At 67.1% G+C, this 26,496-nt stretch carries 30 protein-coding genes, 1 tRNA gene and 1 pseudogene; 18 read left to right on the top strand and 14 right to left on the bottom strand.

Annotation, left to right across the window (positions count from 1 at the left end; translation table 11 throughout):
• Window positions 1-57: 57 nt before the first annotated feature.
• Both ACZ7OH_RS28585 and ACZ7OH_RS28580 read right to left on the bottom strand, forming a co-directional pair.
• Window positions 58-690 (bottom strand): hypothetical protein, encoded by a 633-nt coding sequence (locus ACZ7OH_RS28585; RefSeq protein WP_470283631.1) that lies wholly within the window; start codon window positions 688-690, stop codon window positions 58-60.
• A gap of 144 nt (window positions 691-834) precedes the next feature.
• Window positions 835-2,337: a hypothetical protein gene (locus ACZ7OH_RS28580; RefSeq protein WP_470283630.1), complete on the bottom strand. Its 1,503-nt coding sequence runs from the start codon at window positions 2,335-2,337 to the stop codon at window positions 835-837.
• A gap of 547 nt (window positions 2,338-2,884) precedes the next feature.
• Between ACZ7OH_RS28580 and ACZ7OH_RS28575 the strand changes: the two genes are divergently transcribed.
• From ACZ7OH_RS28575 to ACZ7OH_RS28540, 8 genes and pseudogenes are all read left to right on the top strand, one after another.
• Entirely contained in the window at window positions 2,885-3,130 is a 246-nt protein-coding gene (locus ACZ7OH_RS28575; RefSeq protein WP_470283629.1) for a hypothetical protein, read from the top strand.
• Between the two features lie 44 nt (window positions 3,131-3,174).
• Window positions 3,175-3,342 (top strand): hypothetical protein, encoded by a 168-nt coding sequence (locus ACZ7OH_RS28570; RefSeq protein ID WP_470283628.1) that lies wholly within the window; start codon window positions 3,175-3,177, stop codon window positions 3,340-3,342.
• 119 nt (window positions 3,343-3,461) lie between these two features.
• Window positions 3,462-3,755 carry a hypothetical protein gene (locus tag ACZ7OH_RS28565; protein ID WP_470283627.1) on the top strand — a complete coding sequence of 98 codons (294 nt, stop codon included), beginning with the start codon at window positions 3,462-3,464 and terminating at the stop codon, window positions 3,753-3,755.
• Window positions 3,756-4,058: 303 nt separating this feature from the next.
• A complete protein-coding gene (locus ACZ7OH_RS28560; protein ID WP_470283626.1) occupies window positions 4,059-6,353 on the top strand; it encodes a type IV secretory system conjugative DNA transfer family protein in 2,295 nt (764 codons plus the stop codon).
• A 217-nt stretch (window positions 6,354-6,570) separates the two neighbouring features.
• A complete protein-coding gene (locus ACZ7OH_RS28555) occupies window positions 6,571-7,302 on the top strand; it encodes a replication-relaxation family protein (RefSeq protein WP_470283625.1) in 732 nt (243 codons plus the stop codon).
• 75 nt (window positions 7,303-7,377) lie between these two features.
• Window positions 7,378-7,752 carry a helix-turn-helix domain-containing protein gene (locus ACZ7OH_RS28550; protein ID WP_470283624.1) on the top strand — a complete coding sequence of 125 codons (375 nt, stop codon included), beginning with the start codon at window positions 7,378-7,380 and terminating at the stop codon, window positions 7,750-7,752.
• Window positions 7,715-8,344, top strand: a complete 630-nt coding sequence (locus ACZ7OH_RS28545; RefSeq protein ID WP_470283623.1) for an ImmA/IrrE family metallo-endopeptidase — start codon at window positions 7,715-7,717, stop codon at window positions 8,342-8,344. The genes ACZ7OH_RS28550 and ACZ7OH_RS28545 overlap by 38 nt, the downstream gene beginning before the upstream one ends.
• A 15-nt stretch (window positions 8,345-8,359) precedes the next feature.
• Window positions 8,360-9,403 (top strand): annotated as a pseudogene (locus ACZ7OH_RS28540) (recombinase family protein); the annotation flags it as partial.
• Window positions 9,404-9,712: 309 nt separating this feature from the next.
• Here the strand turns inward: ACZ7OH_RS28540 and ACZ7OH_RS28535 are convergent.
• The 6 genes from ACZ7OH_RS28535 to ACZ7OH_RS28510 form a co-directional block, all read right to left on the bottom strand.
• Window positions 9,713-9,877 (bottom strand): hypothetical protein, encoded by a 165-nt coding sequence (locus ACZ7OH_RS28535; RefSeq protein WP_470283622.1) that lies wholly within the window; start codon window positions 9,875-9,877, stop codon window positions 9,713-9,715.
• A 172-nt stretch (window positions 9,878-10,049) separates the two neighbouring features.
• A tRNA-Ala gene (locus ACZ7OH_RS28530) sits at window positions 10,050-10,125 on the bottom strand.
• Window positions 10,126-10,178: 53 nt separating this feature from the next.
• Window positions 10,179-11,015 (bottom strand): divisome protein SepX/GlpR, encoded by an 837-nt coding sequence (gene sepX / locus ACZ7OH_RS28525; RefSeq protein ID WP_470283621.1) that lies wholly within the window; start codon window positions 11,013-11,015, stop codon window positions 10,179-10,181.
• A 163-nt stretch (window positions 11,016-11,178) separates the two neighbouring features.
• Window positions 11,179-11,847: a GNAT family N-acetyltransferase gene (locus ACZ7OH_RS28520; protein ID WP_470283620.1), complete on the bottom strand. Its 669-nt coding sequence runs from the start codon at window positions 11,845-11,847 to the stop codon at window positions 11,179-11,181.
• Entirely contained in the window at window positions 11,847-13,124 is a 1,278-nt protein-coding gene (gene glp, locus ACZ7OH_RS28515) for a molybdotransferase-like divisome protein Glp (protein WP_470283619.1), read from the bottom strand. Before glp ends, ACZ7OH_RS28520 begins: the two co-directional genes overlap by 1 nt.
• Complete coding sequence (locus ACZ7OH_RS28510; protein ID WP_470283618.1) at window positions 13,121-14,026, bottom strand: UTP--glucose-1-phosphate uridylyltransferase; 906 nt, start codon at window positions 14,024-14,026, stop codon at window positions 13,121-13,123. Before ACZ7OH_RS28510 ends, glp begins: the two co-directional genes overlap by 4 nt.
• 24 nt (window positions 14,027-14,050) lie before the next feature.
• Between ACZ7OH_RS28510 and ACZ7OH_RS28505 the strand changes: the two genes are divergently transcribed.
• The 4 genes from ACZ7OH_RS28505 to mscL all read left to right on the top strand — a co-directional run bounded on the left by ACZ7OH_RS28505 (window position 14,051) and on the right by mscL (window position 16,234).
• Entirely contained in the window at window positions 14,051-14,641 is a 591-nt protein-coding gene (locus tag ACZ7OH_RS28505; protein WP_470283617.1) for a 5-formyltetrahydrofolate cyclo-ligase, read from the top strand.
• An 86-nt stretch (window positions 14,642-14,727) separates the two neighbouring features.
• Complete coding sequence (locus ACZ7OH_RS28500; protein WP_470283616.1) at window positions 14,728-15,027, top strand: FmdB family zinc ribbon protein; 300 nt, start codon at window positions 14,728-14,730, stop codon at window positions 15,025-15,027.
• Between the two features lie 131 nt (window positions 15,028-15,158).
• The gene (locus tag ACZ7OH_RS28495; protein WP_470283615.1) at window positions 15,159-15,788 is read left to right on the top strand and encodes an SAF domain-containing protein; all 630 of its coding nucleotides are present in this window, start codon (window positions 15,159-15,161) and stop codon (window positions 15,786-15,788) included.
• Window positions 15,789-15,820: 32 nt separating this feature from the next.
• Window positions 15,821-16,234: a large-conductance mechanosensitive channel protein MscL gene (gene mscL / locus ACZ7OH_RS28490; RefSeq protein WP_470283614.1), complete on the top strand. Its 414-nt coding sequence runs from the start codon at window positions 15,821-15,823 to the stop codon at window positions 16,232-16,234.
• A gap of 6 nt (window positions 16,235-16,240) precedes the next feature.
• On the opposite strand, the gene ACZ7OH_RS28485 is transcribed toward mscL, so the two are convergent.
• From ACZ7OH_RS28485 to ACZ7OH_RS28475, 3 genes are all read right to left on the bottom strand, one after another.
• Window positions 16,241-16,414, bottom strand: a complete 174-nt coding sequence (locus ACZ7OH_RS28485) for a hypothetical protein (protein ID WP_400895304.1) — start codon at window positions 16,412-16,414, stop codon at window positions 16,241-16,243.
• Window positions 16,415-16,527: 113 nt separating this feature from the next.
• Complete coding sequence (locus ACZ7OH_RS28480) at window positions 16,528-16,794, bottom strand: hypothetical protein (RefSeq protein WP_470283613.1); 267 nt, start codon at window positions 16,792-16,794, stop codon at window positions 16,528-16,530.
• Window positions 16,795-16,868: 74 nt separating this feature from the next.
• On the bottom strand, window positions 16,869-17,369 hold the full coding sequence (locus ACZ7OH_RS28475) for a MogA/MoaB family molybdenum cofactor biosynthesis protein (RefSeq protein ID WP_013230045.1): 501 nt from the start codon (window positions 17,367-17,369) through the stop codon (window positions 16,869-16,871).
• Between the two features lie 122 nt (window positions 17,370-17,491).
• Here ACZ7OH_RS28475 and ACZ7OH_RS28470 point away from each other — a divergent pair, with 122 nt between their 5' ends.
• Together ACZ7OH_RS28470 and ACZ7OH_RS28465 are read left to right on the top strand one after the other, a co-directional pair.
• A complete protein-coding gene (locus ACZ7OH_RS28470) occupies window positions 17,492-18,547 on the top strand; it encodes an NAD-dependent epimerase/dehydratase family protein (RefSeq protein ID WP_470283612.1) in 1,056 nt (351 codons plus the stop codon).
• A gap of 39 nt (window positions 18,548-18,586) precedes the next feature.
• Window positions 18,587-19,417 (top strand): MBL fold metallo-hydrolase, encoded by an 831-nt coding sequence (locus ACZ7OH_RS28465; protein ID WP_470283611.1) that lies wholly within the window; start codon window positions 18,587-18,589, stop codon window positions 19,415-19,417.
• Here ACZ7OH_RS28465 and ACZ7OH_RS28460 read toward each other — a convergent pair.
• Genes ACZ7OH_RS28460 through ACZ7OH_RS28450 form a run of 3 tightly spaced genes read right to left on the bottom strand, consistent with a single transcriptional unit; the run spans window position 19,414 to window position 22,584 of the window.
• Window positions 19,414-20,463 carry a sensor histidine kinase gene (locus ACZ7OH_RS28460; RefSeq protein WP_470283610.1) on the bottom strand — a complete coding sequence of 350 codons (1,050 nt, stop codon included), beginning with the start codon at window positions 20,461-20,463 and terminating at the stop codon, window positions 19,414-19,416. The two genes, ACZ7OH_RS28465 and ACZ7OH_RS28460, sit on opposite strands and share 4 nt — an antisense overlap.
• Window positions 20,460-21,161, bottom strand: coding sequence for a response regulator transcription factor (locus ACZ7OH_RS28455; RefSeq protein ID WP_470283609.1), 702 nt, complete (start codon window positions 21,159-21,161; stop codon window positions 20,460-20,462). Before ACZ7OH_RS28455 ends, ACZ7OH_RS28460 begins: the two co-directional genes overlap by 4 nt.
• A gap of 10 nt (window positions 21,162-21,171) precedes the next feature.
• Window positions 21,172-22,584 (bottom strand): hypothetical protein, encoded by a 1,413-nt coding sequence (locus ACZ7OH_RS28450; protein ID WP_470283608.1) that lies wholly within the window; start codon window positions 22,582-22,584, stop codon window positions 21,172-21,174.
• Window positions 22,585-22,743: 159 nt separating this feature from the next.
• On the opposite strand from ACZ7OH_RS28450, the gene ACZ7OH_RS28445 reads away from it, so the two are divergent.
• The 4 genes from ACZ7OH_RS28445 to ACZ7OH_RS28430 are packed head-to-tail and all read left to right on the top strand — an operon-like array spanning window position 22,744 to window position 25,809.
• The gene (locus ACZ7OH_RS28445) at window positions 22,744-23,388 is read left to right on the top strand and encodes a glycosyltransferase family 2 protein (RefSeq protein WP_470283774.1); all 645 of its coding nucleotides are present in this window, start codon (window positions 22,744-22,746) and stop codon (window positions 23,386-23,388) included.
• On the top strand, window positions 23,385-24,068 hold the full coding sequence (locus ACZ7OH_RS28440; RefSeq protein WP_470283607.1) for a TIGR04282 family arsenosugar biosynthesis glycosyltransferase: 684 nt from the start codon (window positions 23,385-23,387) through the stop codon (window positions 24,066-24,068). The genes ACZ7OH_RS28445 and ACZ7OH_RS28440 overlap by 4 nt, the downstream gene beginning before the upstream one ends.
• Window positions 24,065-24,694: a class I SAM-dependent methyltransferase gene (locus ACZ7OH_RS28435; RefSeq protein WP_400895321.1), complete on the top strand. Its 630-nt coding sequence runs from the start codon at window positions 24,065-24,067 to the stop codon at window positions 24,692-24,694. Before ACZ7OH_RS28440 ends, ACZ7OH_RS28435 begins: the two co-directional genes overlap by 4 nt.
• On the top strand, window positions 24,691-25,809 hold the full coding sequence (locus ACZ7OH_RS28430; RefSeq protein ID WP_470283606.1) for a molybdopterin-dependent oxidoreductase: 1,119 nt from the start codon (window positions 24,691-24,693) through the stop codon (window positions 25,807-25,809). Before ACZ7OH_RS28435 ends, ACZ7OH_RS28430 begins: the two co-directional genes overlap by 4 nt.
• Window positions 25,810-26,496 lie beyond the last annotated feature (687 nt).

Below are 26,496 nucleotides of genomic sequence, written 5' to 3'. Positions count from 1 at the left end.
CTCGAACAACCACGACACCAGGCCGTCCGTGATGCGGGCGGCCTGGTGTTTTGCGCGTCAGGGGCCGTAAAGGTCGTGCATTGCCTCTCGGGCTTCGTTCTCGCTGTCGATCTTCTCCCGGAGCCCAGTATCGGTGGCATCCAAGTAGTGAGCCACGCCTTCCATGGCTTCATGGAACAGGCGCATGTGCACGCGCGGCAGCGCTTCGAGGGTCGGCGACCCGTCCCGTGCAACCGGATACCTGAAGTGCTCCGAGGTGGGATCGAACCCGTCAAGCTGCGTCAGGATGCGTGCGACGTCATAGAGCCGTTCCCGGTCGTCGTCCGGGTACACCTCGTCGAGCAACTTTCGGGTGCGCGACCACAGGACTTCGATCTTGTGCGTACGCGGGAAGTCCACTTCGACGCGCTTGCAGCGCTGGCACTGGATGATGAGGTTCTTGAGCTGCAGCTCAACGTGGTGTCGCCAGCACATGAGGAAGGGGTAGACCAGGTAGTCCTGGTCGCGGCCGGTGACTGCCACCTGGGCGAGGATGAGGCTGGCCGCCTTCCAATACCCGCCGATGTAGCCAAGCCACTGGTCCCGCGGCCAGTCCATGCAGGCGACGAACCACCAGTCATCGTCACCGGCAAGCAGGTCCGCTTGCGGGTGGGGCCACGGGGTTGGCTGGGCCTCGAACGGGTCGGTCATGGGGACAGTGTGGGCCGCCACAGACAGAAGTGCTACCTATTTGCCCATGCGGCTGCACATCTTGACTGCCGAAGTCGTTGTTTGAGGGAGTTCGCACGAGCGTCAGTGACTTGGCAGCAAGCGGTGTGTTCGAAACTCGCGACTTCATGAGCCACCACAGTTCGCACTGTAGGTAGCAGGGTCAACATCCTTCCAGGCATAGTTTGCAATGGCTGGATCTACGCCCATGGCATGTACAGTGGCGTAGCGAACTGTACGGAGCCGGTCACGGTCTGCGCTTGGAATGTCGAAGGCTTGCGTTCCGCAGAAGTCCGGGGTGACGCGAAACGGCGTAATGCCACTGTCAACAGACACAGTCCGCGTACCGCGCCTGCCATCCACAGTGTAGTCAATAGCGATGCGGAACGTGTACGAATAACGCGTTGCCAGCGTCATAATGTTGATCGTGTCGGAGGTCTTCGGTGCAATTCGGATGTGCTTGTCAAGGAAGTAGGACTTTCCGAACTTCATTTGCGTCGGGTCGTAATCTTTTGCAACTGGGTTAGCCTCGTCAAGTTGGAGGCCCACACTCTCATCAAGTTCGTTGCCTTGGGTTCCCATGACGACCGTTAGTCCATCTTTGATCGGTTCACGCTTCTCGATGATGGGGCGGACGTCTGTCACTTCGACAGTGCCGGTTGCAACACCGCTGACTTGCAGCTTGAGCATGGCGCCACCCGCGAGGTACCCGCCGGCGGCCAGTTCGCTGCGCAGGAACTCGTCAAACCTGCCATTGGGGAACGCGGCACGTGGTTCGCTCGCGACCAGTGCGGCACCGGTACCTGCCTTGTCGGCACGGTCAAAGGTGACGTGCCACCCGGCTGCTGCGTCGCGGACGCTCTGTACTGCGACGACGAGCGGCGGCGGAGGCGGGCCGGTCGAGGCTGGCAAGGCAGCAGCCTTCGTCGTTGACGGCAGTGCATTCGGCGTCGATGCACCCGAAGGGGCATTGCCGTTGGTTTCCTCTGACAAACTGAGCGGCACCACGATAGCCGTAGCCAGCAGAACCGCACCGGCCAGGCTGGCCAGATGAAGGGAACGACGACGGTACCAAGCGGTTCTCGCATCTGAAGATGCAGGTTCGATGACTGGCGACAACTCCGCCACTGACTCGACAGCGCCTGGCTCCACATCCGGAGCCGTCACCTGATAGCCGGACTGGATAAGACGGGCAACTTCACCAAGTGCATGTTTGTAGTCGCGGTCGATCGTCGCTCTCGATATGCCATGTTTTTTCATGAGCCACTGGCGGCGTTTTTCGATATTTCTTCCAGATAATTCATGCTCGGGCGGAACAAGATTGAAACTGGCCCTATAGACAAGCCCAAACGTCACGGCTCGTTTGTTTTGGTCGTCAACACTCCTCGCCTTAGGGGTTCTAACCTGCCGTAAGTACCCGAGCAGAAAGGCGTGCATGGTTGACCGTGCACGCTCCATATCATCAGCATTTTCTAGTTTCTCTATCCCCCATGTCCTGCGAAGATTGCTCGCCGGGCCGTTCAAGACTTCGAGCAAGTCGGGACGCCAAATACCTTCTGCCTGTGCGAGCTGGCGCAGGGCTTCCGTAAAGACGCCGACTCCTATTTTCCGCGTCTCATCCTCGCTCATGTCACTCCCAAACTCGCGTGCGCGCAACCGTCGCACGCTAGAGCATCACTGGCCAGATATTGACTAAATGTTATGGAAGTGTTATAAATATTAGGTTAATCGAGTGTACACATATGTCCGAAAATTTACGCGGCGGTGGTGACCAGGTCGACCATTGGATTGAGCAGCTTAGCGTGCGCGAGTTTAACGCTCTCGGCGTCTTCATGCCCGGCGATGAACTGGTCGACCTTTCAGATCCATTTGATGTACGTCCCGATGATGCTTCGCGGGGCGGCGAGGCAAGCGACCATGCCCCTGGGGCGGTTCAGCAACAGACGTCGCCGGAAGACCCGAATCAGAGTTAGTGAGCACTGCAAGAGCAGTCCTCGCAAACTCTGAATACCGCACTTCGCAACCTCCTCGCAAACTTCTGACCTGCGGCTTTGCTGCTGCTGAATGCTTGGAGCTCGCATCGGCTGGCTTACGCACTGCTCCGTTTGCTCTAGTGGTTCCCGTCAGACCCTCACCTGACACACCCCACGACGAAGCGGAAGGAGGTGCACCCCTCGTGAAGCACGGAGCTGGTTCGGTCGTCGGTCGCCTGGTGGCCATCGTGGCTGGTCTGGTCGTGGCCGGGCTGTTCCTGAAGCTCTTGGCCGCGCTGTTACAGCCGGTCTTGCCGCCGAGCCTGTGGCAAGCAGTGTCCGGCGGCTTCGACCTGCTGTTGTCGCTCGTAAGCCCTGCGCTCATTCCCATTGCCGCCGCGGTCATCCTCGGCGGCCTGGTGTGGGTCGTCGTCGGCCGCCATCGGTAGGCCGTTTCTCTTCCTCTCATTTCTTCCTGTCTGGAGTTTTCAACATGGCAAAAGTTGCCTTGGCGCTGCTGTGCCTGCCGTTCGTCTGTTTTTTCTTCGGCATGGTGCTGTACGCCGTACTGCCGCACTTCCTGTTCTGGCTCGTCGTGGTTCTGCTGGCCATCTGGGCGGCCCGGGCCATTGTGCGGGCGGCAGAGGCGTCGAAGCGGTGAGCACCGTGCTGCGCATGGCCGCTTCTGGAGCGGCCGGCTATGCCCTCGGGCGTGGTCATCAGTGGTACCGCACCGCCAAGTCCCTCATGGGCACCACTCGCACGAAAGGACGTCGCTAGATGAACGCCCCCAAGCCCGAGAAGCCCTCGCACCCCGGAGACCTCGCCGTGCAGGTCCGGCGGCTATCAAAGCTGTTAGCCTCGACGGTGGAACGGCTGGAAGCTGTCGAGAGTCTCCAGGCCATCACCGTGGACGAGCAGACGCGTGTGCTCGAAGAACTCGAGCGCCAGACGGAACGGCTCCGGCAGGTGGTGGAGCGACGGACGCCGCCCAACACGCCCACCGTGCGGCCCTCGCCCGTTCCGCGTCCGGCGGAGGGCATGGGCACGAGCTGGCCGCCGTCCCCGTCGTAGGCCACTAGATGTAGGGGGTACCTGCGGGCATCCCCTACATCTACCCGTTGTGAATTCTACGACTTGACAGTTGCCACTTGGCAACGCATAACAATGTGTAGGGTTTGTTGCCTTCTGGCAACGCCTGGTCATGTAATAACGGAGGAAACGGATGGGAGAGTGGTATATCCGCATCGTCGAGAAGCGGCGAAAGAACATAGATGTCGATTTGCTTGCGCAGATCGCCGTAGCGTTAGCGCGGCAACTAGCAGAGGAAGAAGCTAAGCCGCGTACGTCTGATGCGCCGAGCGAGGGAGGTACCCAATGCTCATAACGCTCGTTGGACTACTGTGTATCGCAGCTGCGCCGCTGGGTTTTATCCTGTGGTTGCGTGCCGCTATCGCGGCGAAATGGCGTAACGAGCTGGTTGCGTACCAAGTACAGATGCCGGCCAGCTTGTCGGCAGCAGATGCGCAAGCTTGGCTAAGTAACATTCAGGCTCGGACACATCCGAATAAGCTCAGCCTGTACCCGCTGCCGCCCGTCTGTTGGGAAGTCGCCAGCAATGTTCGGGGCATCTTCTTTCACGTTATGACTAGTAAATCTGCGGAGGCTAACTTACTCGCAAGTCTCCGTGGTTCGCTGGCTGGTGCACGTATCACCGCCGCACCGGACTACCTAGCACACGCGCCTAAGTTTCGTGTTGCGGCCGAAGCGACGACAACAACAGACCATCGCCCCCTTGCGTTCACGCGCGTCGAACCTGCTAGCGCCGCGTTGCTTGCATCCCTGCAGCCGATCGCCGGACCTGATACGGAGATACGCCTTCAGTGGATATTTGTCAGTGGTGGTACGCCTGAGCCCGTGCGTTCGTCATTCGACGCTAACGGTCAAACACCGTTAGTCATCGTCGAGCAGACTGGTAGCGGTGAGGCGGAGGCGGTCCAGGCCGCTCGCATCAAACACCGCGAACCGATCTTGCTCGGTGTCGCACGTGTTGGCGTGGCGGCCCCAACGAGCGCAGAAGCCCATGCCCTGTTTGGGCGTGTCTGGAGCACGCTTCACGGTCTGAACGCACCAGGCGTGCGCCTCCGACGGCGGTTTATTGCCTCAGTGGATGTCGCTGCACGACTCACACAGCGGAAGTACCCTATTGCCTCCTGGCCGGTTACCTTCAACGCAGCCGAAGGCGTTGGCCTGCTCGGATTTCCCCTCGGCGGTGTTTCACTTCCCGGCATGACTTTTGGTGCTTCGCAGCAGCTGCCGCCGGCCTTCAGTATGCCGACGCATGGCCAGGTTATCGCCACGTCGAACTACCCGAGCGCCACCGGACGACCGCTCGCATTAACAGCCAAAGATAGGACGCACCACACATATCTAGTCGGACAGACCGGTACCGGCAAGTCTGTGCTTCTCAGTCGCATGATCTTGAATGATATTCGCGCTGGCTATGGTGTGTTTGCGTGTGACCCAAAAGGCGACCTCATCGGGAGCGTGCTCGAACGAATCGACAGTGAAACCGCAAAGCGCGTCATCGTGTTAGACGCGAGTAAGCGTGAGCAGCCAATCGGGCTGAACATCCTGGGCAATGCCCACACCGAGCAAGCTCGGGAGCTTGCGGTTGACAATATTTTGCACATCTTTCGCGAAATCTGGGCCTCGTACTGGGGACCGCGGACTGATCAGATCTTGCGGGCCGCACTCAATGCACTTATCCACGTGCCTGCTCGTGACGGTTCCGCCATGACGATTTGCGAAGTTGTGCCATTGCTCACCAACCCATCGTTCCGTCGGTACGTCACCAAGCATCCGCGACTACCTGAGCACTACCGCGCATACTGGGAACGTTTCGATCAGTTGTCCGAGAACGACGTTTTGCAACAAATCGGCAGCGTACTCAACAAAGTAGAAGCTTTCACGCAGCGCGTCCCCATACGCCTCATGTTGGGTCAATCGGCCGGCATCGATTTCGAGGACATCTTTCGGCACGGCTCCGTGGTGCTCGTAAACTTGGCCAAAGGTGATATTGGAACCGAGACCGGTAATCTCCTCGGTGCGCTGCTTATCTCGGAGCTATGGCGAGCAACACTGAACCGCGTGAAGATCGCCCCGGAGCGACGCAAGCCATGCTTCGCGTATATCGACGAAGCACAGGATGTTGTACGGCTACCGCTGCCAATCGCCGACATGTTGGCGCAAGCACGTGGCTTTGGCCTCGGCATTACACTCGCTAATCAGTACCTTTCGCAACTCCCGGAAGTTGTCCGCGCGGCGGTGCTCGGAACTGTGCGTACGCAAATCGCTTTCGCAGTCGAGTATGATGACGCCAAGGTGCTCGAACGTCGCTTCGGGCCGCTAACAGCTGACGATCTTGTTGGATTGGCGCCATATGAACTGGTCATGCGACCGTGCGTTAACGGCCAAACACTAGCGCCAGTAACAGGCGCGAGCTTGCCACCTGAACCACCAATCTCGGACGCTGCTGCGATTGCTTCGCTCAGCCGTGAACGCTTTGGTGTCGCGCGACATATCGTTGAAGAAGCGATGACTCGACGCATTACGCAAGACCAGCGCAGCACCCCGCCCGTGGGCCGTCAGAAGCGCGGAGGCTCAGCATGAGCCGCGTTGTCTTCGGTGTTGTCATCGGCGTTGATAGGCACTCGAACAGCCGGCCAGTGTTTACGCTGGTCAGGGTCATGCCGGCTGCGTTAACGCCGGGGACACTCTTACACTCCCCAGGAGGTTCATAGTGGGCGGGAATGGGCAACCCCAACGCGTCCGGCAGGCACACGTTGAATGGGTGTTAGCGCGCTTGACGTCACGTGACCGTGACATCGTGAAGGACCTTCGCCGCGTTCGTGTCCTCAACAGTTCTCAGATCGAACGCCTTCATTTCTCTAACTTATCTGGACGCAGCAGAATTGTTTCCCGAGCGCGTGCGTTGCATCGACTCGTTGACTGGCGTGTGTTAAAGCGGTTTTCGAGACGAATCGGCGGTACAGAGCACGGCTCGACGGAAATAGTGTTTACCCTTGATTCATGCGGCATTGTGCTATCGAACATCTTTGAGCAGCGTATTGGGCAAGAAGGTCGGCTTCGCCGACCAACTATCCCCGGTGAGCGATTCATTAGTCACGCTGTCGCTACTTCGGAATTGTACGTCCGGGCGCTCGAATCACATCGGAACGAAGATTTGGAATTGGTTCAGTTTGAAGCTGAGCCTCGTTCATGGATGCCAGACGGTAACGGCGGGCTTCTAAAGCCTGACGCGTTTATGAGTGTCGCACGGGGCGATATTGTGGACAGTTGGGCCGTTGAAGTAGATAAGGCAACGGAACATCGACCAGCGATCAAGCGCAAGCTTGAGACGTACATTAGCTTCATGCGACGCGGGCAACTCGCTCCAAATGGCGTTATGCCACGAGTGCTCATCACCTGCCCTGATGCGGCGCGTCAGGGCGTTGTACAAGACGTCGTTGCGCGCCTTCCGCGAGACACACAAACGCTCTTTTCGGTCTGTACGGAAGCTGACGCGATGACATTTGTCTCGAACATGCTGCGCACGTAACACTACTCGTTGTAATTACTACAGTTGCCAGCTGGCAACGGATGAGGCATAATGCTATGCAGAGAGGAGGCAGGCATGGCAGATGCGCAAGTAATTGGAGAATATATAAAAGCAAAGAGAATGGAGGCGGGTATAACGCTCGGGGAGCTTTCCCGGCTGGTGGGCGTGCACAAGAGCTTCATATCTCGGCTCGAATCGGGGGAACGCCATAAGGCGGCCCCCGAGGTACTTGAACGCATTGCGGACGTTCTAGAGCTTGATCCGAGCGAACTACTGAGCTTCATTGGCGTGACACCGCAACCGCTGCCCCCGGTACGAACGTATTTCAGGCGGGCGTACGGAGTCAGCGAGGAAGACGCGGACGTACTCGCTCAGCTTATCGAGGACTATCAACAACGAAAGGAGGGAGGACATGACACGAACAACAAAGGACATAACAAAGCTGATTGACGATTTGCGCGCACTACTGCCTCGCCGTCCGCTCAGTTACGGCGAATCACTGCACGCTGCGCGGCTACAAGCGGCAGAACTTCGGAAACAGCTTGAGGCGGCAGAACCGGATTTCAATCTGATCTGGCTCGTTGAACAGCAGACGATTCCCGTTTCGTTCGCGCCAGAATATAAAATGAACGGCACGAGTGGCATCACCACAAACGCCGGAGATGCTCAGGTAAAAGTATTCATCAACGGCAGTGAGCCTGCGGTGCGGCAACGCTTCTCTCTTTTGCATGAGTTCAAGCACGTCTTGGATTTTGTGCATGCTGACATGCTCCATGAGCGGCTCGGAAGTGGCGACGCGCGGCGTCAGGCTCAACAGGTTGAGGCCATTTGTAATGAGTTCGCGGCCTGCGCGCTGATGCCCGCAGACTTGACGAAACACGTCTGGCGCAACACTGGTGATGTGTCGCTTGCCGCCAACCTGTTCAACGTCTCATCAGAGGCCATGAGTACACGACTTTCTCGGTTGGGGCTGATCGGTGTACCCGCACCCGCGCCGAAGATGTACTTTCGCCGCCAACTTGACTGTTTAATCGCTGCGTAAATAAGGAGGGGTGAAGTGGGACAGAAAGCAGAATGTGGCATTAGTTACTTGCGGGTTAGCTCGAAACGCCAACTCAACACGGCTGCCGACGTTGATGAAGACGGTAACTCGATCGCCACGCAGCGGGAACAGACGCGCAAGAAGGCTCGCGGCATGCGAGTTGCAATCCAGCGTGAGTTTGTGGAGCCTGGCAAGTCTGCTCAGACTATTGAGAAGCGGCCAGTGTTTCGCGAACTGCTCACATACCTGGAAGCACACCGCGAAGTCAAGTATGTGTTCATCTACATGCGCTCGCGAGTTTTCCGCAACTACGTTGAGTCGGCGATCACGAAGCAACTTTTTGATCGACTCGGCGTGCGTTTGATTTCGGTCAAGGAAGATTTCGGCGAAGGCTATATCGCCGAGGGAATGGGCGCGATGGTCGACGTCATGAACTGGATGGAGGTGAAGCGCAACGGCGAAGACATCAAAGTCAAGATGCTCCACAACGCAGAAAACGGGGGCACGAACGGTATGGCGAAACTTGGTTATTTGAATGGAGTCAAGTTCGTCGATGGCAAACGCGTCAACACAATCATTGTTGACGAGGAACGTGCACCGTTCGTGAAGATGGCCTTTGAACTATACGCCACGGGTCAGTATGAGAGTATCGACGAACTTCGGGACAAGTTGACGGATGCTGGCCTGCGAATGCCACGCAGCGGGCGGCCAATTTCGACGCAGACGTTGTACAAGGTTTTGCAGAGTCGCTACTACCTCGGCAGCGTCGTCTACAAGGGTGTTGAATACGAGAACGGCCGTCATGATGCGCTCATATCAGAAGAACTATACGATCAGGTGCAGCGCGTCCTCGCGAGCCACGGTGCTGGTACACGGCGACGTATCTACCACCATTACCTCAAGGGATTAGTGTGGTGCGGCAAGTGCAATCAGCGTCTCCTCATTAACAAGTCGATCGGCCGGCATGGCGGAACCTACTATTACTTCTTCTGTAGTGGCCGTAAAGACCGGAGCTGTGACAAGCGGTTCGTACCCGTTGAAGTGGTCGAAGACGCAGTAGCAACCCACTACAAGCACGCATTGACTATCCCTGCGCAGTTCCGCAAAGAGTTGCGTGAACGTGCGCTTGAGGCCGCTTCGGTGCACAAGGGTCTTACAAAGTCGGTGCAGGCAGGCTTACGCGAACGTATCGCCAAGCTGGATAAGAAGGAGGACTACCTGCTTGACCTCGCGGCGGATGAGGAGTGGCCGAAGGACAAGCTCAACGCCAAGGTGGCCAGCTTGCACGCAGAGCGGCGCAAGCTCCTCGCCCTGCTAGAGAACCACCACGACACGGTGCAGGGCGGCGTGGACACGCTCAGCCGCGCGCTAGACCTCCTCGACGAACCCTATGCGGCCTACCGGGCCGCGAAGGACGCTGACAACGAGGCAGTCCAGAGACTGTTGAACTCGGTGTTCTTCGAGCGCCTGTACATCGAAGGTGAGAAGGTCGTGCGTCAGGACATGCGCGAGCCGTTCGCGGGTCTGCGTCATGTCTACCTGGTTACGCGCGCGACTGGCGGCAGTCAGAAGACCTACACGCGCCGTGTGAGCCTTGAAACAGACAAGAGCGCCACGCTGCTGCGTGACGCTCCTGAGCTGTCAGGCTCCCTGCTGGAGGCCCTTACCCCTGTCCTGGCGGCCAGGGGTCTTACTAACGATGTTCTGGTGGAGCTGAGGGGAATCGAACCCCTGACCTTCTCGATGCGAACGAGACGCGCTACCAACTGCGCTACAGCCCCTTGGTTGTGCTCGTAGAGCGTATCAGTGCCCTACGAGCACCCGGCACGGGGGGTCACTCCCCGACGGCCCGCCGGTAAGGCCCGGTCCCCGGCTCGTCGAGCTCCTCGAACGCCGGGTCCTCGTCGTCCAGATCGACGACCACCGCGCTGCGACGAACCCGCGAAGTCGGCGACGGACGGCGCTCGACCACCTCGCGGCGGACCGGCTCGACGACGTCCACGTCCTCGACGTCCTCGACCGGCTCCTCGACCTCAGAGAAGGAATCAGACGGGCGCGGAGCCGGACGCCGAGGCGCCCGCGTGCTGTTGAACCGGGCGAGCCGGCGCTGCCGGATCTCCTCCTCGATCCGCACCTGCCGGCGCAGGTACACGAGGTACCCGACCAGCACGACGTCGGCGAGCGCGTGGCCCCACCAGACCAGCGGCACGAGGAAGCCCGCGATGCCCGCCGTGGCCACCGCGATCACCAGCAGGATGACGACCACGCGCTGCCGGAAGCTGTACTTCGCGCGCGCCGCGATCTCCGCCGCTTCGGGGTCGAAGCCGCCGCGACCAGGCCGGTAAGCGGCGCGTTCGGCCCGCTCCGCCCGCTCGGCGCGGGACGGCTGCGGGAGCGGCTCGGGATCGGGCTCCGGTTCGTCGACCTCGTCTTCGAGCTCGAGTTCGGCTTCGAGCTCCGCGAGGTCGTCCTCGACCGAAGGCCGGGACTTCACTGGCTCGTCGGACATGGCGAATTCCTCCCGGTCTTCGTTGCGTCCACTGCGCACGACCCTGGCCGCGAGCGCGGAGTCGGCCGTGCGGGCCACTTGCTGCCGCTTTCGCGCGACCATGGGCACGAGAACGACGAGCCATGCCGCGGCGAGCGCGACGATGATCACGGAGCTGGGCATCTCCCGTCACCTCCCCCGATCCTTCCACCTGAAATCACGCTAGTCACAGGAGTAACAGATCGGGCGGAGGCTCGCCGGGTTCGATCACGGAAATGCCTCACCGGATTAGGTGAAACTCACAGCATGTGGTAACGCGCTCACTGCTCCGGGTGGGTAATCACCGTCAGGCGTAATCGGCGCGTCCCGACGCGACCAGCCGTGACACCAGGCCGGCCCCGGTCTCCTCGCGCGTGATGGCGAAGCAGTAGTGGTCCCGCCAAGCGCCGGCGACGTCGAGGTACCTCTCGAACAGGCCCTCCTGCCGGTACCCCGCCTTGGTGAGAACCCGCAGGCTAGCGGCGTTTTCCGGCCGTACGGTGGCCTCCAGCCGGTGCAGTCCGCCCAGCCCGAAGGCGTGGTCGGTGACCAGCGCGACGGCGGCTGTCGCGACCCCGCCGCGGACCACCTCCGAGGACACCCAATAGCCGATCCACGCGGACCGCAGCGACGCCCGGATGACGTTACCCACAGTGATCTGGCCCGCGAGCCGCCCGTCGAGGGTGATCGTGAACGGCAGGCACTGACCACGCCGTGCGAGCGAACGCAACGCAGCCCACTGCGACGGCCACGACCAGAAGGCGTTGCGTTCCGGCCACGGGCCGACGCCGGTCGGCTCCCACATCTCGAGGTGCGCCCGGTCGCGGAGCCGGATCCGGCTCCAGTCACCCGCGTCGCGCAGCCGAACCGGCCGGATCGCGACCACCCCGGCGGGCACCCTCAGCGGGCCGAGCCGGGCGGGCCAGCCCGGGTGCCGGCTTTCGACCGGGTAGGACACGCCCGACACGGAGTTCATCAGGCCCGTTGGGCCAGGAAGGTGACCTGGACCTGCTCGCCTGCGGGGACGTCGGTCAGCTCTTCGGGCACGTTGATCAGGCAGTTCGCCTCGGCCAGCGACGCGAGCAGGTGCGCCCCGGACTGCCCGAGCGGCTGGACGAGGTACTCGCCGTTGGACTCGTCGCGCAGGAGCTGGCCGCGCAGGTACCCGCGCCGTCCCTCGGTCGAGGTGACCGGCGACAGCAGCCGCGCCCCGACGATCCGCCGGTGCGGGTTGCGCGTCCCGCGCGCCGCCCGGATCAGCGGCCGGACCAGCACCTCGAACACGACCAGCGCGCTCATCGGGTTGCCGGGGATCAGGAACGTCGGCACCGAGTCGGGGCCGAGCCGGCCGAACCCCTGCACGGAGCCCGGGTGCATCGCGACGCGCGTCATGTCGATCCGGCCGAGGTCGGACAGCGCGGCGTGGACCTCGTCGCCGGTGGCGCCCCCGGCGCCGCCCGCGACCACGACGATCTCCGACATCAGCAGCCGGCCTTCGACGATCTCCCGCAGCCGCTTCGGCTCGCTCGGCACGATGCCGACCCGGCTGACCTCGGCGCCCGCGTCCCGCGCGGCCGCGGCCAGCGCGTAGGAGTTGACGTCGTAGACCTGCCCGACCGACGGCGTCCGGTCGATGTCGACCAGCTCGTCGCCGACGGACACGATCGACACGCGCGGCCGCGGGTAGACGAGGACCTTCGCCCGGCCGACGGCGGCCAGCAGGCCGACCTGCGCCGAGCCGATTGTGTCCCCGCGGCGCACCGCGACGTCGCCGATCTGGACGTCTTCGCCCGCCCGGCGCACGTACCCGGCCGAGGGCACCGAGCGGTGCACGGTGACCCGGGCCTGGTGCCCGTCGGTGTAGGCGAGCGGCACGACGGCGTCGGCGAGCGTCGGCAGCGGCGCGCCGGTGTCGACGCGCACGGCCTGGCCGGGCTGCAGGCGCCGCGGCTGGCGTGAGCCCGCCGCGATCTCGCCGACGACCGGCAGCTGCACCGGCTCCTGCCCGGCGGTGCGCACGTCGACGCTGCGCACCGCGTAACCGTCGATCGCGGCCTGGTCGAAGCCGGGCAGCGCGTGCTCGGCGACGACCTCCTCGGCGCAGAGCAGCCCCTGGGCCTCGGAAATCGCCACGCGCACCGGCTGGGGCCGGACGGCGGCTTCCAAGGTCATCGAGATCTGCGCTTCGACCGAGCGCAGCTCGGCTTCGTCGCCGGCCACTTCGGGCGGTGCCGCGTCGAGGGATTCCGTCATGGGCGATCTGTCCCGATCCGTTCCGTGAGCCACGCCCGTAAAGATGGACCGTACTCGGGCGTTTCAAGCGCGAAATCGACCGCGGCGCGCAGGAAACCACCCGGATTCCCCAGGTCGTGGCGTCCACCGCGGTGGACGACGACGTGCACGGGGTGCCCTTCGGTGATCAGCAGCGCGACCGCGTCGGTCAGCTGGAGCTCGCCGCCGCTGCCCGGCTCGATCCGCTTCAGCGCGTCGAAGATCGCCCGGTCGAGCAGGTAGCGGCCGGCCGCGGCGTAGGTCGAGGGCGCGTCCTCCGGCTTCGGCTTCTCGACCATGCCGTGCACGCGCTTGACGTCTTCGTCGTCGGTGTCGGTGACGTCGAAGACGCCGTACGGCGAGATCTCGGCCTTCGGGATGTCGAACGCGCAGAGCACGCTGCCGCCGAACTCGGCCCGGACCGCGCTCATCTTCTCGAGCACGCCGGTGGGCAGCACCAGGTCGTCCGGGAGCAGCACGGCGACGGCCTCGTCGTCCGGGCGCAGGTTCGGCTCGGCCTGCGCGACGGCGTGGCCGAGACCGAGGGCCTGCTCCTGGATGGCGGTCTCGACGGCGAGCAGATCGGAGCCGCGGCGGACCTTCGCCAGCAACTCGTTCTTGCCCTTGGCCTCGAGGTTCTTCTCCAGCTCGGGCTGCTTCTCGAAGTACCGGACGACGGCGTCCTTGCCCGGCGAGGTCACGATGACCAGGCGTTCGGCGCCCGCGGCGGCGGCTTCGGCCGCGACCAGCTCGATCCCCGGCGTGTCGACCACCGGTAGCAGTTCCTTGGGGACGGCCTTCGTGGCCGGGAGGAAGCGCGTCCCGAGGCCGGCGGCCGGCACGATGGCGGTTCTGAACGTCTGGGAGGTTGCGGCGCCCGTCATGGGCGCAAAGCCTAACGTGAGGTCATGCACGCGCTGGGCAATGAGCACCTGAGCAAGGCGGAGTGGCGTGGGCGGCTGACGCGCGCGCGGGCGGACCAGACCGCCGAATCGCACGCCCAGGAGGCGTCGGCGCTGGTCAGCGCGGTGTCGAAGGTCACATCCGGCACGGTGTGCGCGTACCTGCCGTTCGGCACCGAACCGGGCACGACGGCGCTCGTCGACGCGCTCGCGGCCGGCGGTGCGCGCGTGTTGCTGCCGGTCATCCGGTCGCGGACGGACCCGCTCGACTGGGCCGAGTACACCGGCGAGGCCGATCTGGTGCCCAGCCGGTTCCGCGGGATCCGCGAGCCGGGCGGAAAACGCCTGGGTACCGAGGCTGTCGGGGCGGCCGAGCTGATCTTGGTGCCCGCGCTGGCCGTCGACCACCGGGGCGTCCGGCTCGGCCGGGGCGCCGGCCACTACGATCGCTCGCTGGTGTTCGCGGCGCCCGGTGCGGCGCTGCTGGCCGTCGTCCGGGACGAAGAGCTGGTCGAACGGCTGCCGGGGGAACCTCACGACGTGCGCATGAGCGGGGCCTTGACGCCGGGTCGAGGCGTGCTCGAGCTGCCGATGTGAGCAACGAGGAATTGCTTTCGGGGAATGCTTTCAAGCACAATTGGGTTAGCACTCTTGTCGGATGAGTGCCAGCAAAGGAGCCGTCAGTGCCTACGTACCAGTACGCCTGCAAAGAATGCGACCACCGGTTCGAAGCCGTGCAGTCGTTCTCGGACCCCAGCCTGACCGTCTGCCCGCAGTGCTCCGGCGCGCTGCGGAAGGTCTTCAGCTCGGTCGGCGTGGTCTTCAAGGGCAGCGGGTTCTACCGCACCGATTCGCGCGACTCGAGCAAGTCGAGCACCGTGTCGACCCCGGCGAAGACCGAGACCAAGACGGAGACGAAGTCCGACACGAGCTCGGCATCTTCCTCCTCGGGTACGACGAAGACGACCGCCGCGGCCTCCTGAGGCACGGAGTTATCCACAACACCCCGGTTGTCCACAGGTGCCGGACGTGGCCCTTCCGGCGGCCCGTCCGGCTTCCCTAACGTCGATCTAGTGCGGCGCACCGCCGCACCCGATCCGGCCGAGGGGGCACCGTGGACGTGCTGGCGAAGTTCCACCCACCTGATCTGACCCGGCTGCGGGGCAGGCGGACGCGGCTCGTGCGCCGCTGGCTCGCCGCTTGCCTGCTGCTGGCCGGTGCGCTGCTGTTCGCCTACCCCGGTTCCGCGCGGGGTGCGCCGACGACCCCGACCGTCGTCGCGGCGCACGACCTCCCTTCCGGTGCGGCGGTGCGCGCTTCCGACGTCCGCGTCGCCGACCTCCCCGATTCCGCACGGCCGGCGGGCGCGTTGAGCACCCCGGCCGGCGTCGACGGCCGTCTGCTGGCGGGCGCTGTCCGCGCCGGCGAACCCCTGACCGACGTCCGGCTGGCGACGGCCATCCCCGGAGCGGGTGATCCCGCGACGGCGACGGTCCCGGTGCGCCTGGCCGACGCCGGCGTCGCCGAACTGCTGGAGCCCGGCGGGCACGTCGACGTCGTGGCGGCGTCGGAACCGGGGGTACCGGCGTCCGTGCTGGCCGGCGGGGCGACGGTGGTTGCGGTCGGGCATCAAGAAGCGTCCGCGGCGAAGGGACCGCTGGTGCTGCTGCGGCTCCCGGAGGCGGTGGCGACGAAGGTGGCGGCGATTTCACTGGAGCGACCGGTAACGGTTACTCTCCGCTAGCTCACACCCGTCCCCGTTCGTGAGGAGAACCAGTGTTCAAAGGCTTCAAAGACTTCCTGATGCGCGGCAACGTCGTCGACCTCGCCGTCGCGGTGGTCATCGGCTCGGCGTTCACGGCGATCGTCACGGCGTTCACCAACGGCCTCATCAAGCCGCTGATCAGCACGATCGGCGGCACGGACGCCGCGAAGGGCCTCGGCTACCAGATCTTCCAGAACAACCAGGCCACGTTCCTGGACTTCGGCAGCGTGATCAACGCGGCGATCAACTTCGTGCTGGTCGCGGCGGTCGTCTACTTCGTGATCGTGCTGCCGGTGAAGCACGTCCAGGAGCGGCGCAAGCGGGGCCAGGAGCCGGGCCCGTCGGAGCCCACGGACGTCGAGCTGCTCATCGAGATCCGCGACCTGCTGCGCGCCCAGTCCCAGCGCGGCAACGGCCGCGACTGAGTGGCGTCACCGATCGTGGTGCGGCGGCCGGTTCTCCCGGTACCAGTCGTCCGGGAGCCCGGTACGCCGCTCGACGTCCCGCTCATCGGAGGTCGTCTCGGGCAGGACGTCCCCGAAGATCTCATCGACCCGCCGACGCTGGTCGCTGGTCGTCTGGGGATCGCGCTTGGGGCCGGACATACCTCAAGTGTCCCACGACGCGTTGATTGACAACTCCAGAGCGAATCCCCCGGCGGCGCGCCACCGCCTCGCCCGGCGATCAGCCACCTCTTGACGGCCCCGGCCGACGCACCTCAACCCCGTTGGCGGGCTCGCACCTCGTCCCGCCACCCGCGGATCTGGTCCTCGCTGTGCAGGAACCCCGCGCCCGGCCCGGCGGGGAGGTCGATGCCCCCCAGCAAGTCGAGCGCCCATAGCTGATCCTCGTCGAGATCGACCACACCCGCGAAGTCGTCGCTGAGCCAGCGCATGGCCCAGCGATCGGCCGCGTCGCGGCTGATCTGCCCGGAGAGGACACCGTCGAACCAGTCCTCGATCTCGCCCAGATCCGGCCCCGTCATCTCGCGTCCCATGAGCCAGGCATGCTTCAGGCCGGGAGCGACTCCTCGTCACCCCCGGCCTGGCAAGCGAAGGATCAGACCTCTTCGAGGCCCGAAAGCTCGTCGATCACGTGCGGCACGAGCGAGGTCAGCGTCGCCATCCCGTCGCGCACCGCGGACCGCGAGCCGGCGAGGTTCACCACGAGGGTGCTGCCGGAAACCCCGGCGAGCCCCCGCGAGATCCCCGCGTCCACGGCCCCGGCGGCCAGCCCGGAAGCCCGGATGGCCTCGCTGATGCCCGGGATCGGCCGGTCGAGTACGCCGGCGGTGGCGTCCGGGGTCCGGTCACGCGGCAGCACGCCGGTGCCGCCGACCGTGATCACCAAGTCGGCACCGCCGATCACGGCGGTGTTGAGCGCGTTGCGGATGCCCGCGGTCTCGGCCTCGACGACCACGACACCGTCGACGATGAAGCCCGCTTCTTCGAGCAGCTCCGTGACCAGCGGGCCAGTGGTGTCCTCGTGCTCGCCGTGCGCCACGCGATCATCCACGATGACCACGAGGGCCCGGCCCAGCCGTTGTGCACTCCGTTCCATGCCGCCACCGTAGTCGGTTTCGCCTTCCCGCCGCCGGGAGGTGCCGGGTGAGTTCTGACGATTCCGTGACGTGCCACCTCAGCCGTGAGCGGGCCCGGGCGAACGGCCCTAGCGTGGCCGGTGTGCGCGTACTGGTCACCGGCGGAGCCGGGTTCATCGGGTCCCACATCGCCGATCTGCTCGCCGACGGCGGTGACGAGGTCGTAGTGCTCGACAACCTCCTGCCGACGGCCCACGGTTCTCGCACGCCGCCGTCGTACACCGGCCGGCACCGGTTCCTGCGCGGCGACGTCACCGACGCCGAGCTCGTCGCCGAGCTGCTGGACGGCGTCGACGCGGTCTGCCACCAGGCGGCGGTGGTCGGGCACGGCGTCGACCCGTCCGACGCGCCGTCGTACGCCCTGCACAACGACTACGGCACGGCGGTCCTGCTGGCCGGCATGTACGCGGCCGGCGTGCGGAAGCTCGTGCTGGCGTCCTCGATGGTGGTCTACGGCGAAGGCCGGTACGCGTGCCCGGACCACGGCGTCGTCCCACCGTCACCGCGGCGCACGTCCGATGTGGACGCCGGCCGGTTCGAGCCGCGGTGCCCGGCGTGCGAAGCCGAGCTGAGCTGGCAGCTGGTGCCCGAGGACGCCCCGCTGAACCCGCGCAGCACGTACGCGGCGACGAAGCTGGCCCAGGAACACCTGGCCGGCGCGTGGGCCCGCCAGACGGGCGGCACCGTGTGGGCGATGCGCTACCACAACGTCTACGGCCCGCGGATGCCGCAGAACACGCCGTACGCCGGGGTGGCATCGTTGTTCCGCTCGGCCCTGCTGCGCGGCGAAGCACCCCGGGTCCTGGAGGACGGTCGCCAGCAGCGCGACTTCGTCCACGTCCACGACGTCGCCAGGGCGAACGTCCTGGCCCTCCGGACAGCCGGTCCGGAAGGCGAGATCACGCCGGTCAACGTCTGCTCGGGCACCCCGCACACAGTGGGCGAACTGGCCGAGGAGCTGGCACGCGCTTGCGACGGCCCGACCCCGGAGGTGGCGGGAGGCGCCCGCCCGGCCGACGTCCGCCATGTGGTGGCCGACCCGGCACGCGCCCGCGAACTGCTGGGCTTCAAGGCCGAGATCGGGTTCGAGGAGGGCATCGCCGGCTTCGCGACGGCCGAGCTGCGCGAACCGGTCTGACCCGGGAATAGTTCGATCACGGTCGAACTTGGCAAGATCATGCAGCGGATCACAGTGGGCGACTACACGATCGAGGCACTGACCGACGGGCTCGTCCGGCTCCCGACCCCGTTCTTCCCCGGCCTGGATCCGGCCGAGCACTCCGGAGTCCTCGACCCCGACGGCACGGTGCACGTGCCGGTCGGCGGGTTCCTGGTCCGCGGCCAGGGCCGGACGATCCTGGTCGACGCGGGGTTCGGGCCGCGGGAGATGGGCTACCCGGACGGCATGGCCCCGGCGGGCGCCGACCCGGCCCCGATGGGGATCGGAGGCAACCTCCTGACGGCGTTGGGCGGCGCCGGTGTGCGGCCCGAAGACGTCGACACCGTCTTCGTCACGCACCTGCACGCCGACCACGTGGGCTGGCTGGCACCCGAAGGCACACCGGCCTTCAAGCGGGCACGGACTGTCCACGGGGTCGCGGACTGGGAACCGCTGATCGGCGGGCTGCCCAACGACGACTGGAGCCGCGTCGGGCTGGAGGCGGTGCGGGCGGCCGGGAGCATCGAGGCGATCCACGGCGACGCCGTCGCGCTGGCCCCGGGCATCATCGCGCGGCACACGCCGGGCCACACTCCCGGCCACTACGTGCTGGACGTCGAGGCGGACGACGAACGCTTGGTCCTGCTCGGCGACGTCATCCACACCCCGGTGCAGCTGCGCGACGACCGGGTCCGGTTCCTCGGCGACTTCGACCCGGACGAGGCGGCCCGCACCCGGCAGCGCTGGCTGGCCGAGATCGCGGGCACGAGCACGGTGGTCGCGGCGGCCCACTTCCCCGGAATGGAGTTCCTGAGGCTCGGTCCGGACCGCGAACCCTTGGCGGTCTAGGACATCGCCAACGGCAGCCGGACCTCGAAGCGGCACCCGGGCCCGTGGTTGTGGACGCCGATCTTCCCGCGGTGCGCCTCCACGAGCCCCTTGGTGATGGCCAGCCCGAGCCCTCCACCACTGGTCGTCCCGCCGCGCTCGGGCGTCCGGGCCTGCGTCCCGCGGAAGGCGACGTCGAACACGCGGGTGATCTCGTCGTCCGGGATGCCGCCGCAGGAGTCGTCGACGGCGAGGAGGGCCTCGTCGCCGTCGACACCGATCTGCACCGCGACCGTCCCGTCCGGCGGGGTGTGGCGGATCGCGTTGGACACCAGGTTCCGCACGATCCGGGCCAGTTCCGGGTCGCTGCCGGTCACGACCGGCCAGGTTGACGCGTTGGCGAGGACCCGCACCCGCTTCCGCTCGGCGACCGGCGACTGGGCGGCGACGGCGTCGCTGACGACGTCCCGCAGCGGCACCGCCGACATCGTGAGCTCGAGGGCGCCGGCCGTGATCCGCGAGAGCTCGAACAGGTCGCCGACCATCGCGGACAGCCGGGTGGTCTCGCCGCTGATCCGCTGGGCGTAGTCGGCGACCTCGTGGCGTTCGGACACCACGCCGTCGGCGAGCGCCTCGGCCATCGCCTGGATGCCGGCCAGCGGGCTGCGCAGGTCGTGGCTGATCCAGGCGACCAGCTCGCGCCGCGACGCCTCGGCGGCGCGCTCGCGGTCCCGCGCCTCGCGCTCCCAGACACTGCGGCGCGCGATGGCCCGGCCGAGGATGATCGCCGCCGGCACGGTGCACGCGGCGACGAGCAGGCAGACCAGCAGCATCGTGGTCAGCGCGGGGGTGAACATGAACCCGCTGACACCCAGGACGCCGACCAGCGTGGACAGCACCGGGATCAGCACCAGCACCGTGAGCGTGGTGGCCAGCGAGCCGCGGCGCAGGACGTAGAGCACCGCCCCGCCGAGCGCGGCGATCGGCAGGGAGAAGAGCAACGCCAGCGGGAGGATGTGCCAGAGGTGCGTCAACGTCTCCGCGAAGGACTCGCCGGGTTCGATCACGGCTGCTCCCGGTCGTAGCGGTAGCCGACGCCCCACACCGTCGCCACCCGGGTCGGCTTCGCCGGGTCGCGCTCGATCTTTTCGCGCAACCGTCGCACGTGGACGGTCACCGTGGACTGGTCGCCGAAGTCCCAGCCCCACACCTTCTCGAGCAGGTCCGCGCGCGAGTAGGCGACGCCAGGGTGGGCCAGGAAGAACGCCAGCAGGTCGAACTCCCGCGAGGTCAGCGGCAGCTCGCGGCCGGCGAGCGTCGCGGTGCGCGCGGTCATCTGCAGGCGCAGGTCGCCGTCCGCCAGCTCAGCGGCGGCCGGTACCGGACGCGGCATCCGCGCGCGGCGCAGCACCGAGGCGACGCGCAGGGCGAGCTCCTTGGGGCTGAAGGGTTTCGTGACGTAGTCGTCGGCGCCCAGCTGGAGCCCGGCGATCCGGTTCTCCTCCTCGCCGAGGGCGGTGAGCATGACGATCGGCACGTGGCTGACCTGGCGCAGCCGCTTGCACACCTCGAGGCCGTTGATGCCCGGCATCATGACGTCGAGGACGACCAGGTCCGGCTCGTGGGCGGCGAACTTGGCCAGCCCGTCGGCACCGTCGCCGGCCTGGTCGACGGTGAACCCGGCGACCTCGAGGTAGCGGCGGACGACGTCGCGGACCGTCTCGTCGTCGTCGACCACGAGCACGCGCCCGGCCTGATCGTTCATCACTTCTCCCTCACCAGCCGGTCAGCAGCAGGTGGTTGACCGCCAGGGCCGTCGCCGCCTGAGCCGCGAGCCACCACCTGCGACCGGGCCGCGGCAGCAGGGCCGTCAGCGGCAGCAACCACACCCCGAACGGTAGCCAGATCCGTTCGGTCTCGGCTTTCGACAGGCCCGAGACGTCGGCGAACACGATGGTGAGCAGGGCGGCGAGGCCCAGGAGCAGCACCGGGTCGGCGAGCAGGCCGCGCGGCCCGCGGGCAAAGGCACGCCGGATGGCGGCGATCACGGCGGGACCGAGCGCGACGGCCACCGCGGCCAGATCCGCCCACATCCAGTACGAATAGGGCCGAACCAGCGCGACGCCTTGGTAGTAGCGCTCGACAACCAAGTGGTAGCCGTCGAGCCACCAGAACCCGGCCCACGCGAAAACGCCGACGACGGCCAGCGCCGCGACGATGGCCAGGGCGGCGGCACGCCACTGCCGGCCGAGGACGGCCACGGCCAGCGCGAGCAGGCCGAGCAGCACCAGGCCGTACGACAGGAAGATCCCGAAGCCGAGCAGCACCCCGGCCGCCAGCCCGGCCGGCACGGCGTACCGGCGGCCGTGGCCGAAGCCCCTGGCGGACAAGGCGAGCAGCGCCAGCCCGGTGGCCGTCGTCCCGGCGAACAGGCCGTCCGCCGACACGCCGATCCACACCGCGCCGGGCGTCAGGACGGCGAAGGGCAGCACCGCGCGAGCCGCGTCGGGCCGGCCGAGCAGCGCGACCGTCGCGGGCACGGCCACCGCGACCAGAGCGCCGACGAGCACGACGGCCGTCGCGGCCCAGGCGCCGCCGTGCAGGCCGAGCCGGTCCAGCCAGACGAAGACGAGCGTCGCGCCCGGTGGGTGCCCGGACACGTGCGTCGTCCACGAGTTCGGCTGGAAGTCGAGGATGCGGGAAGAGAACTCGCGCAGCATCCGCGGGATGTCGGTGATGCCGGGCACCTCGTGGAGGTACTCCTGCGGGATGGTGAGGTGCCCGGCGAACCCGCGAGCCCAGCCGTCGACCATGGCCAGGGAGAAGATCCAGGCGAGGGAGGCCAGGTAGCCGGCGGCGAGCGCCCGGCGCCACGGGAGGCGGGCGGCCAGGGTGGGGCCGTGCAGCACGACCGCGACGGCGATGAGGACGGCGAAGACCGAGCCCGGGCCGACGTGCGGCAGCCAGTCCGCGAACAGCGGGGGCGCCGACACGAAGATGATCACGCCGGAGTGCGGCCGGTTGTAGTACGAGCCGACCGCGGCGGCCACGGCCACGAGCACCACGGCCGCCGCGACGGCGAGGAGATCGGCCCGGGTGGCGCGGTGGCCGGGCCGATCGGGCGCCGGGGGTTCGGGTTCGCGGGCAGGCGGCTCGGCGAGCCGGGCTGCCGGGTTCGGCTCGCTCATCGCTGCCCACCCTAAGCCCGCGAGGCGCGGTCCGCGGGCCGGCCGGGGCAGCCGTAACGCCCCGGTAAGAACTCGTCACTCGTCATGATTCAGTAAGCACTGCAAGGGTTTCCCGCAGTCCACGCCGGACTTACGGTCGGCGCCGTGACTGACTCAGGAGTGGACGTGGTCCTCCCTTGCCTCGACGAAGCGGGCGCCCTCCCCGGCGTGCTGGCCGGGCTGCCACCGGGCTACCGAGCGATCGTGGTCGACAACGGTTCGGCCGACGGCTCGCCCGACGTGGCGGCCTCACTCGGCGCGAAGGTCGTGCACGAGCCGCGCCGCGGCTACGGCGCGGCCGTGCACGCGGGCCTGGAGGCCGCCACCGCGGACATCGTGTGCTTCGCCGACGCCGACGGTTCCCTGGACCTGCGCGACCTGCCGCGGCTGGTGACCGCGGTCGAGGGTGGCGCCGACCTGGCGGTCGGACGGCGGGTGCCGACCGGACCCGGTGTGTGGCCGTGGCACGCGCGAGCCGGCAACGTCGTGCTGGCGCGGCTACTGCGCCACCGCGGGCTGCCGGTGCGGGACATCGCGCCCCTACGCGCCGCGGACCGGCGAGCGCTGCTCGATCTCGGCGTCGCGGACCGCGCGTTCGGCTACCCGCTCGAGCTGCTGATCAAGGCGCAGCGTGCCGGGTGGCGGGTGCGCGAGTTCGACGTCCGCTACGGCGAGCGCGCCAAGGGGACGAAGTCGAAGGTGTCCGGCTCGGTGCGCGGCACGGTGCGCGCGGTCCGCGACTTCGGGCGGGTGCTGGCGCGATGACGGCGAGGTTCGTGCTGCTGGTCGTGGCCAAGGCGCCGGTGCCGGGGCTCGCCAAGACCAGGCTGACCCCGCCGGCGACCCCGGCGCAGGCCGCGCGGATCGCCGCGGCCGCGTTGCTGGACACGCTCGACGCCGTGTGCGCGGTCCCCGGCGCCGCGCCGGTCGTCGCGATGACCGGTGACCTCGGCGCCGCCGCGCTGGCCCCCGAGATCGGGGAGGCGCTGCGCTACGTCACCACGATTCCCCAACGTGGCTGGGACTTCGGGGCTCGCCTGGCGCACGCCCACGCCGACGCCGCCACGGTGCACGCGGGCTTGCCGATCCTCCAGATCGGCATGGACACCCCGCAGGTCACGCCGGCGTCGCTCGCCGCGGCGGCCGCGCCGGTCGTGGACGGCGGGCACGACTCGGTGCTCGCCCCGGCCGCCGACGGCGGCTGGTGGGCACTGGGCCTCGCCGACCCGCGGCACGCGCAGGTCCTGGCGGGCGTCCCGATGTCCCGTGACGACACCGGCGAACGCACGGTGCGCGCGCTCACCGCGTGCGGGTTGCGACCGCAGCTCGCCGCGACACTGTCCGATGTGGACACCATGGCGGACGCGCGGGCGGTGGCGGCGCTGTGCCCGGACGGCCGGTTCGCCCGTGCCGTCGCGGCGGTGCGCGGGCAGGCGGTCGCATGAAAACGGCCCTCCTCGGCAACGAGTTCGACCGCGGTCTGCTCGGCCACCACTGCTGGCTCGAGCTGGCCAACGGCGAGCGGGTGGACCTGCCGGTCGAGCGCTGGACCGCACCGTCCGACGGCGACGAGGTGCTGCTCGACGCCTGCACCGGCCCGACCCTCGACATCGGCTGCGGTCCCGGTCGGCTCACCGCGGCCTTGGCCGGACGCGGAGTCGTCGCGCTGGGCGTGGACAGCTCGCGCACGGCTGTCCGGCTGACCCGTCGTCGCGGCGGAAGTGCGTTGCACCGCAACGTCTTCGACCACGTACCCGGCGAAGGGCGGTGGCGGCACGCGCTGCTCGCCGACGGCAACATCGGCATCGGCGGCGACCCGGTCGTCCTGCTGCGCCGCGCGGCGCAGCTGATCGCCCCCGACGGCGACGTCCTCGTCGAGCTGGAGCCGCCCGGGCGCGGCCTGCGGCACGAGCGCGTCCGGCTGCGGCCCGGGCACGCGGACGTCGCCTGGTTCACCTGGGCGTGGGTCGGCGTCGACGCGATCGCCGGAGTCGCCCTGCGCGCCGGGTTGCGCGTCGCTTGGACCACCCGGCACGGCCACCGCTGGTTCGCGCGATTGGAGCGGTCGTGAAACTGCCGATTCCCCAGGAAGAACAGTTCAAGGCGCCGGCGCACGACGAGCGCGTGACGTCGAAGATCGGCCTGGCGCTCGCGGTCACGTTCACGACCTGCTTCGTGACCGGCCTGATCAGCCACCTGATCCAGCACCCGCCGGACTGGTTCTTCTGGCCCAGCCGCCCGGTCGGGCTCTACCGCGTCACGCAAGGGCTGCACGTGATCTCCGGCATCGCGTCGATCCCGTTGCTGCTGGCCAAGCTGTGGAGCGTCTACCCGAAGCTGTTCGGCCGTCCGCTCGTCCGCTCGCTGCCGCACGCGCTGGAGCGCCTGTCGATCCTGGTGCTCTCGGGTGCCGCGTTCTTCGAGCTGACGACGGGGTTGCTGAACGTCGCGCAGAACTACCCGTGGGGCTTCTACTTCCCGCAGGTGCACTACGCGGTGGCGTGGCTGGCGATCGGGTCGATCCTGGTGCACGTGGCGGTGAAGCTGCCGGTCATCCGCCGGGCGCTGACCCGCGGCGTACCCGAGGACGAGCCGACGGCCGCCGGGCTGTCCCGGCGCGGGTTCCTCCGCACGACCGGGCTCGCGACGGGCGTCGCGGTCGTCGCCACGGCCGGCGCGACGGTCCCGTTCCTGCGCGGGGTTTCCGGGCTCTCCTGGAAGACGGGCAAGGGCACGCAAGGCCTCCCGGTGAACCGGACGGCGGCGGCCGCGGGCATCACGTGGTCGGCGACGTGGCGGCTCTCGGTGGTGACTCCGGGCGGCACGAAGAAGTTCTCGCTCGACCAGCTGCGCGCACTCCCGCAGACGACGGCCGAGCTGCCGATCGCGTGCGTGGAGGGCTGGAGCCAGTCGGCGACCTGGCGCGGGGTTTCCCTGCCGGCGCTGCTGAAAGCCGTCGGGGTGGCGCCGGGCACGGCGGTGCGGGTGTCCTCTTCGGAGCGTTCGGGGCTGTACGGCGTGAGCGTCCTGCCCGGCGAGCACACGGCGGACGAGCTGACGCTGCTCGCCCTCGAGCTGAACGGCGAGGTGCTCGACCTCGACCACGGCTTCCCGTGCCGGATCATCGCCCCGAACCGGCCCGGCGTGCTGCAGACGAAGTGGGTCATGAAGCTGGAGGCGCTGTGAAGATCGCTCGCACGCTACTCGTTTTGCCGGGCCTCGCGGCGCTGGCGTGGGGCGTGGTGCTGTTCGCCGAGTACGCGCTGCCGCTGCGGCCGGACGTCTTCGGCACGGTCGGCTGGATCGTCGGCGGCCCGCTGGTCAACGACGGCGTGGTCGCCCCGCTGACGGCGATCCTCGGCATCGTCCTGGCCCGAGCCCTCCCGCGGCCGTGGCGGGTCCCGGTCGTCACGGGCACGGTCATCACGGGGGTGCTGCTGATCGTGGCGTTCCCGCTGCTCTGGCGCCCGTATGGAACCCCGCCGATGCCGGGTCTCCACGACGGCGACCCAGCGCTGGGCTTGGCTTTGACGCTGGCCGCGGTCTGGCTCTTGGTCCTCCTGGCACCGCTCGCCCGCTGCGTAGTCCGGCCAAGCTCGCGGATGGTCCGCCCGGACACAGGAGATGCCACACCGGACGGGCGAACCGACCCGCCCGGCACGCCGGCCGCCTCCGCGGGTACGCCACTCGACTCAACCGGCACATCGGCCGACACGCACTCAACCCCACCCGGCCCCTCAGCCGAGCCACCCGACACGCACTCAACCCCACCCGGCCCCTCAGCCGAGCCACCCGACACACGCTCAGCTCCACCCCGCCCCTCAGCCGAACCGCCCGACACACACTCAACCCCACCCCGCCCCTCAGCCAAAC

Source organism: Amycolatopsis sp. NPDC114478 (genome assembly GCF_055633805.1).
This window is presented reverse-complemented; position numbering and strand designations above follow the sequence as displayed.

Coding starts and splice junctions, on each gene's coding strand:
- ACZ7OH_RS28535 (WP_470283622.1), bottom strand. CDS start 9,877: ATGACGCAGACCCGCGAACGGCTCGCGCATGTCCTGACGCACGACCTT.
- ACZ7OH_RS28545 (WP_470283623.1), top strand. CDS start 7,715: ATGACACGAACAACAAAGGACATAACAAAGCTGATTGACGATTTGCGC.
- ACZ7OH_RS28435 (WP_400895321.1), top strand. CDS start 24,065: ATGAAAACGGCCCTCCTCGGCAACGAGTTCGACCGCGGTCTGCTCGGC.
- ACZ7OH_RS28440 (WP_470283607.1), top strand. CDS start 23,385: ATGACGGCGAGGTTCGTGCTGCTGGTCGTGGCCAAGGCGCCGGTGCCG.
- ACZ7OH_RS28585 (WP_470283631.1), bottom strand. CDS start 690: ATGACCGACCCGTTCGAGGCCCAGCCAACCCCGTGGCCCCACCCGCAA.
- sepX (WP_470283621.1), bottom strand. CDS start 11,015: ATGCCCAGCTCCGTGATCATCGTCGCGCTCGCCGCGGCATGGCTCGTC.
- ACZ7OH_RS28475 (WP_013230045.1), bottom strand. CDS start 17,369: ATGGAACGGAGTGCACAACGGCTGGGCCGGGCCCTCGTGGTCATCGTG.
- ACZ7OH_RS28520 (WP_470283620.1), bottom strand. CDS start 11,847: ATGAACTCCGTGTCGGGCGTGTCCTACCCGGTCGAAAGCCGGCACCCG.
- ACZ7OH_RS28570 (WP_470283628.1), top strand. CDS start 3,175: ATGGCAAAAGTTGCCTTGGCGCTGCTGTGCCTGCCGTTCGTCTGTTTT.
- ACZ7OH_RS28505 (WP_470283617.1), top strand. CDS start 14,051: ATGCACGCGCTGGGCAATGAGCACCTGAGCAAGGCGGAGTGGCGTGGG.
- ACZ7OH_RS28510 (WP_470283618.1), bottom strand. CDS start 14,026: ATGACGGGCGCCGCAACCTCCCAGACGTTCAGAACCGCCATCGTGCCG.
- glp (WP_470283619.1), bottom strand. CDS start 13,124: ATGACGGAATCCCTCGACGCGGCACCGCCCGAAGTGGCCGGCGACGAA.
- ACZ7OH_RS28560 (WP_470283626.1), top strand. CDS start 4,059: ATGCTCATAACGCTCGTTGGACTACTGTGTATCGCAGCTGCGCCGCTG.
- ACZ7OH_RS28550 (WP_470283624.1), top strand. CDS start 7,378: ATGGCAGATGCGCAAGTAATTGGAGAATATATAAAAGCAAAGAGAATG.
- ACZ7OH_RS28455 (WP_470283609.1), bottom strand. CDS start 21,161: ATGAACGATCAGGCCGGGCGCGTGCTCGTGGTCGACGACGACGAGACG.
- ACZ7OH_RS28450 (WP_470283608.1), bottom strand. CDS start 22,584: ATGAGCGAGCCGAACCCGGCAGCCCGGCTCGCCGAGCCGCCTGCCCGC.
- ACZ7OH_RS28580 (WP_470283630.1), bottom strand. CDS start 2,337: ATGAGCGAGGATGAGACGCGGAAAATAGGAGTCGGCGTCTTTACGGAA.
- ACZ7OH_RS28465 (WP_470283611.1), top strand. CDS start 18,587: ATGCAGCGGATCACAGTGGGCGACTACACGATCGAGGCACTGACCGAC.
- ACZ7OH_RS28480 (WP_470283613.1), bottom strand. CDS start 16,794: ATGACGGGGCCGGATCTGGGCGAGATCGAGGACTGGTTCGACGGTGTC.
- ACZ7OH_RS28485 (WP_400895304.1), bottom strand. CDS start 16,414: ATGTCCGGCCCCAAGCGCGATCCCCAGACGACCAGCGACCAGCGTCGG.
- ACZ7OH_RS28565 (WP_470283627.1), top strand. CDS start 3,462: ATGAACGCCCCCAAGCCCGAGAAGCCCTCGCACCCCGGAGACCTCGCC.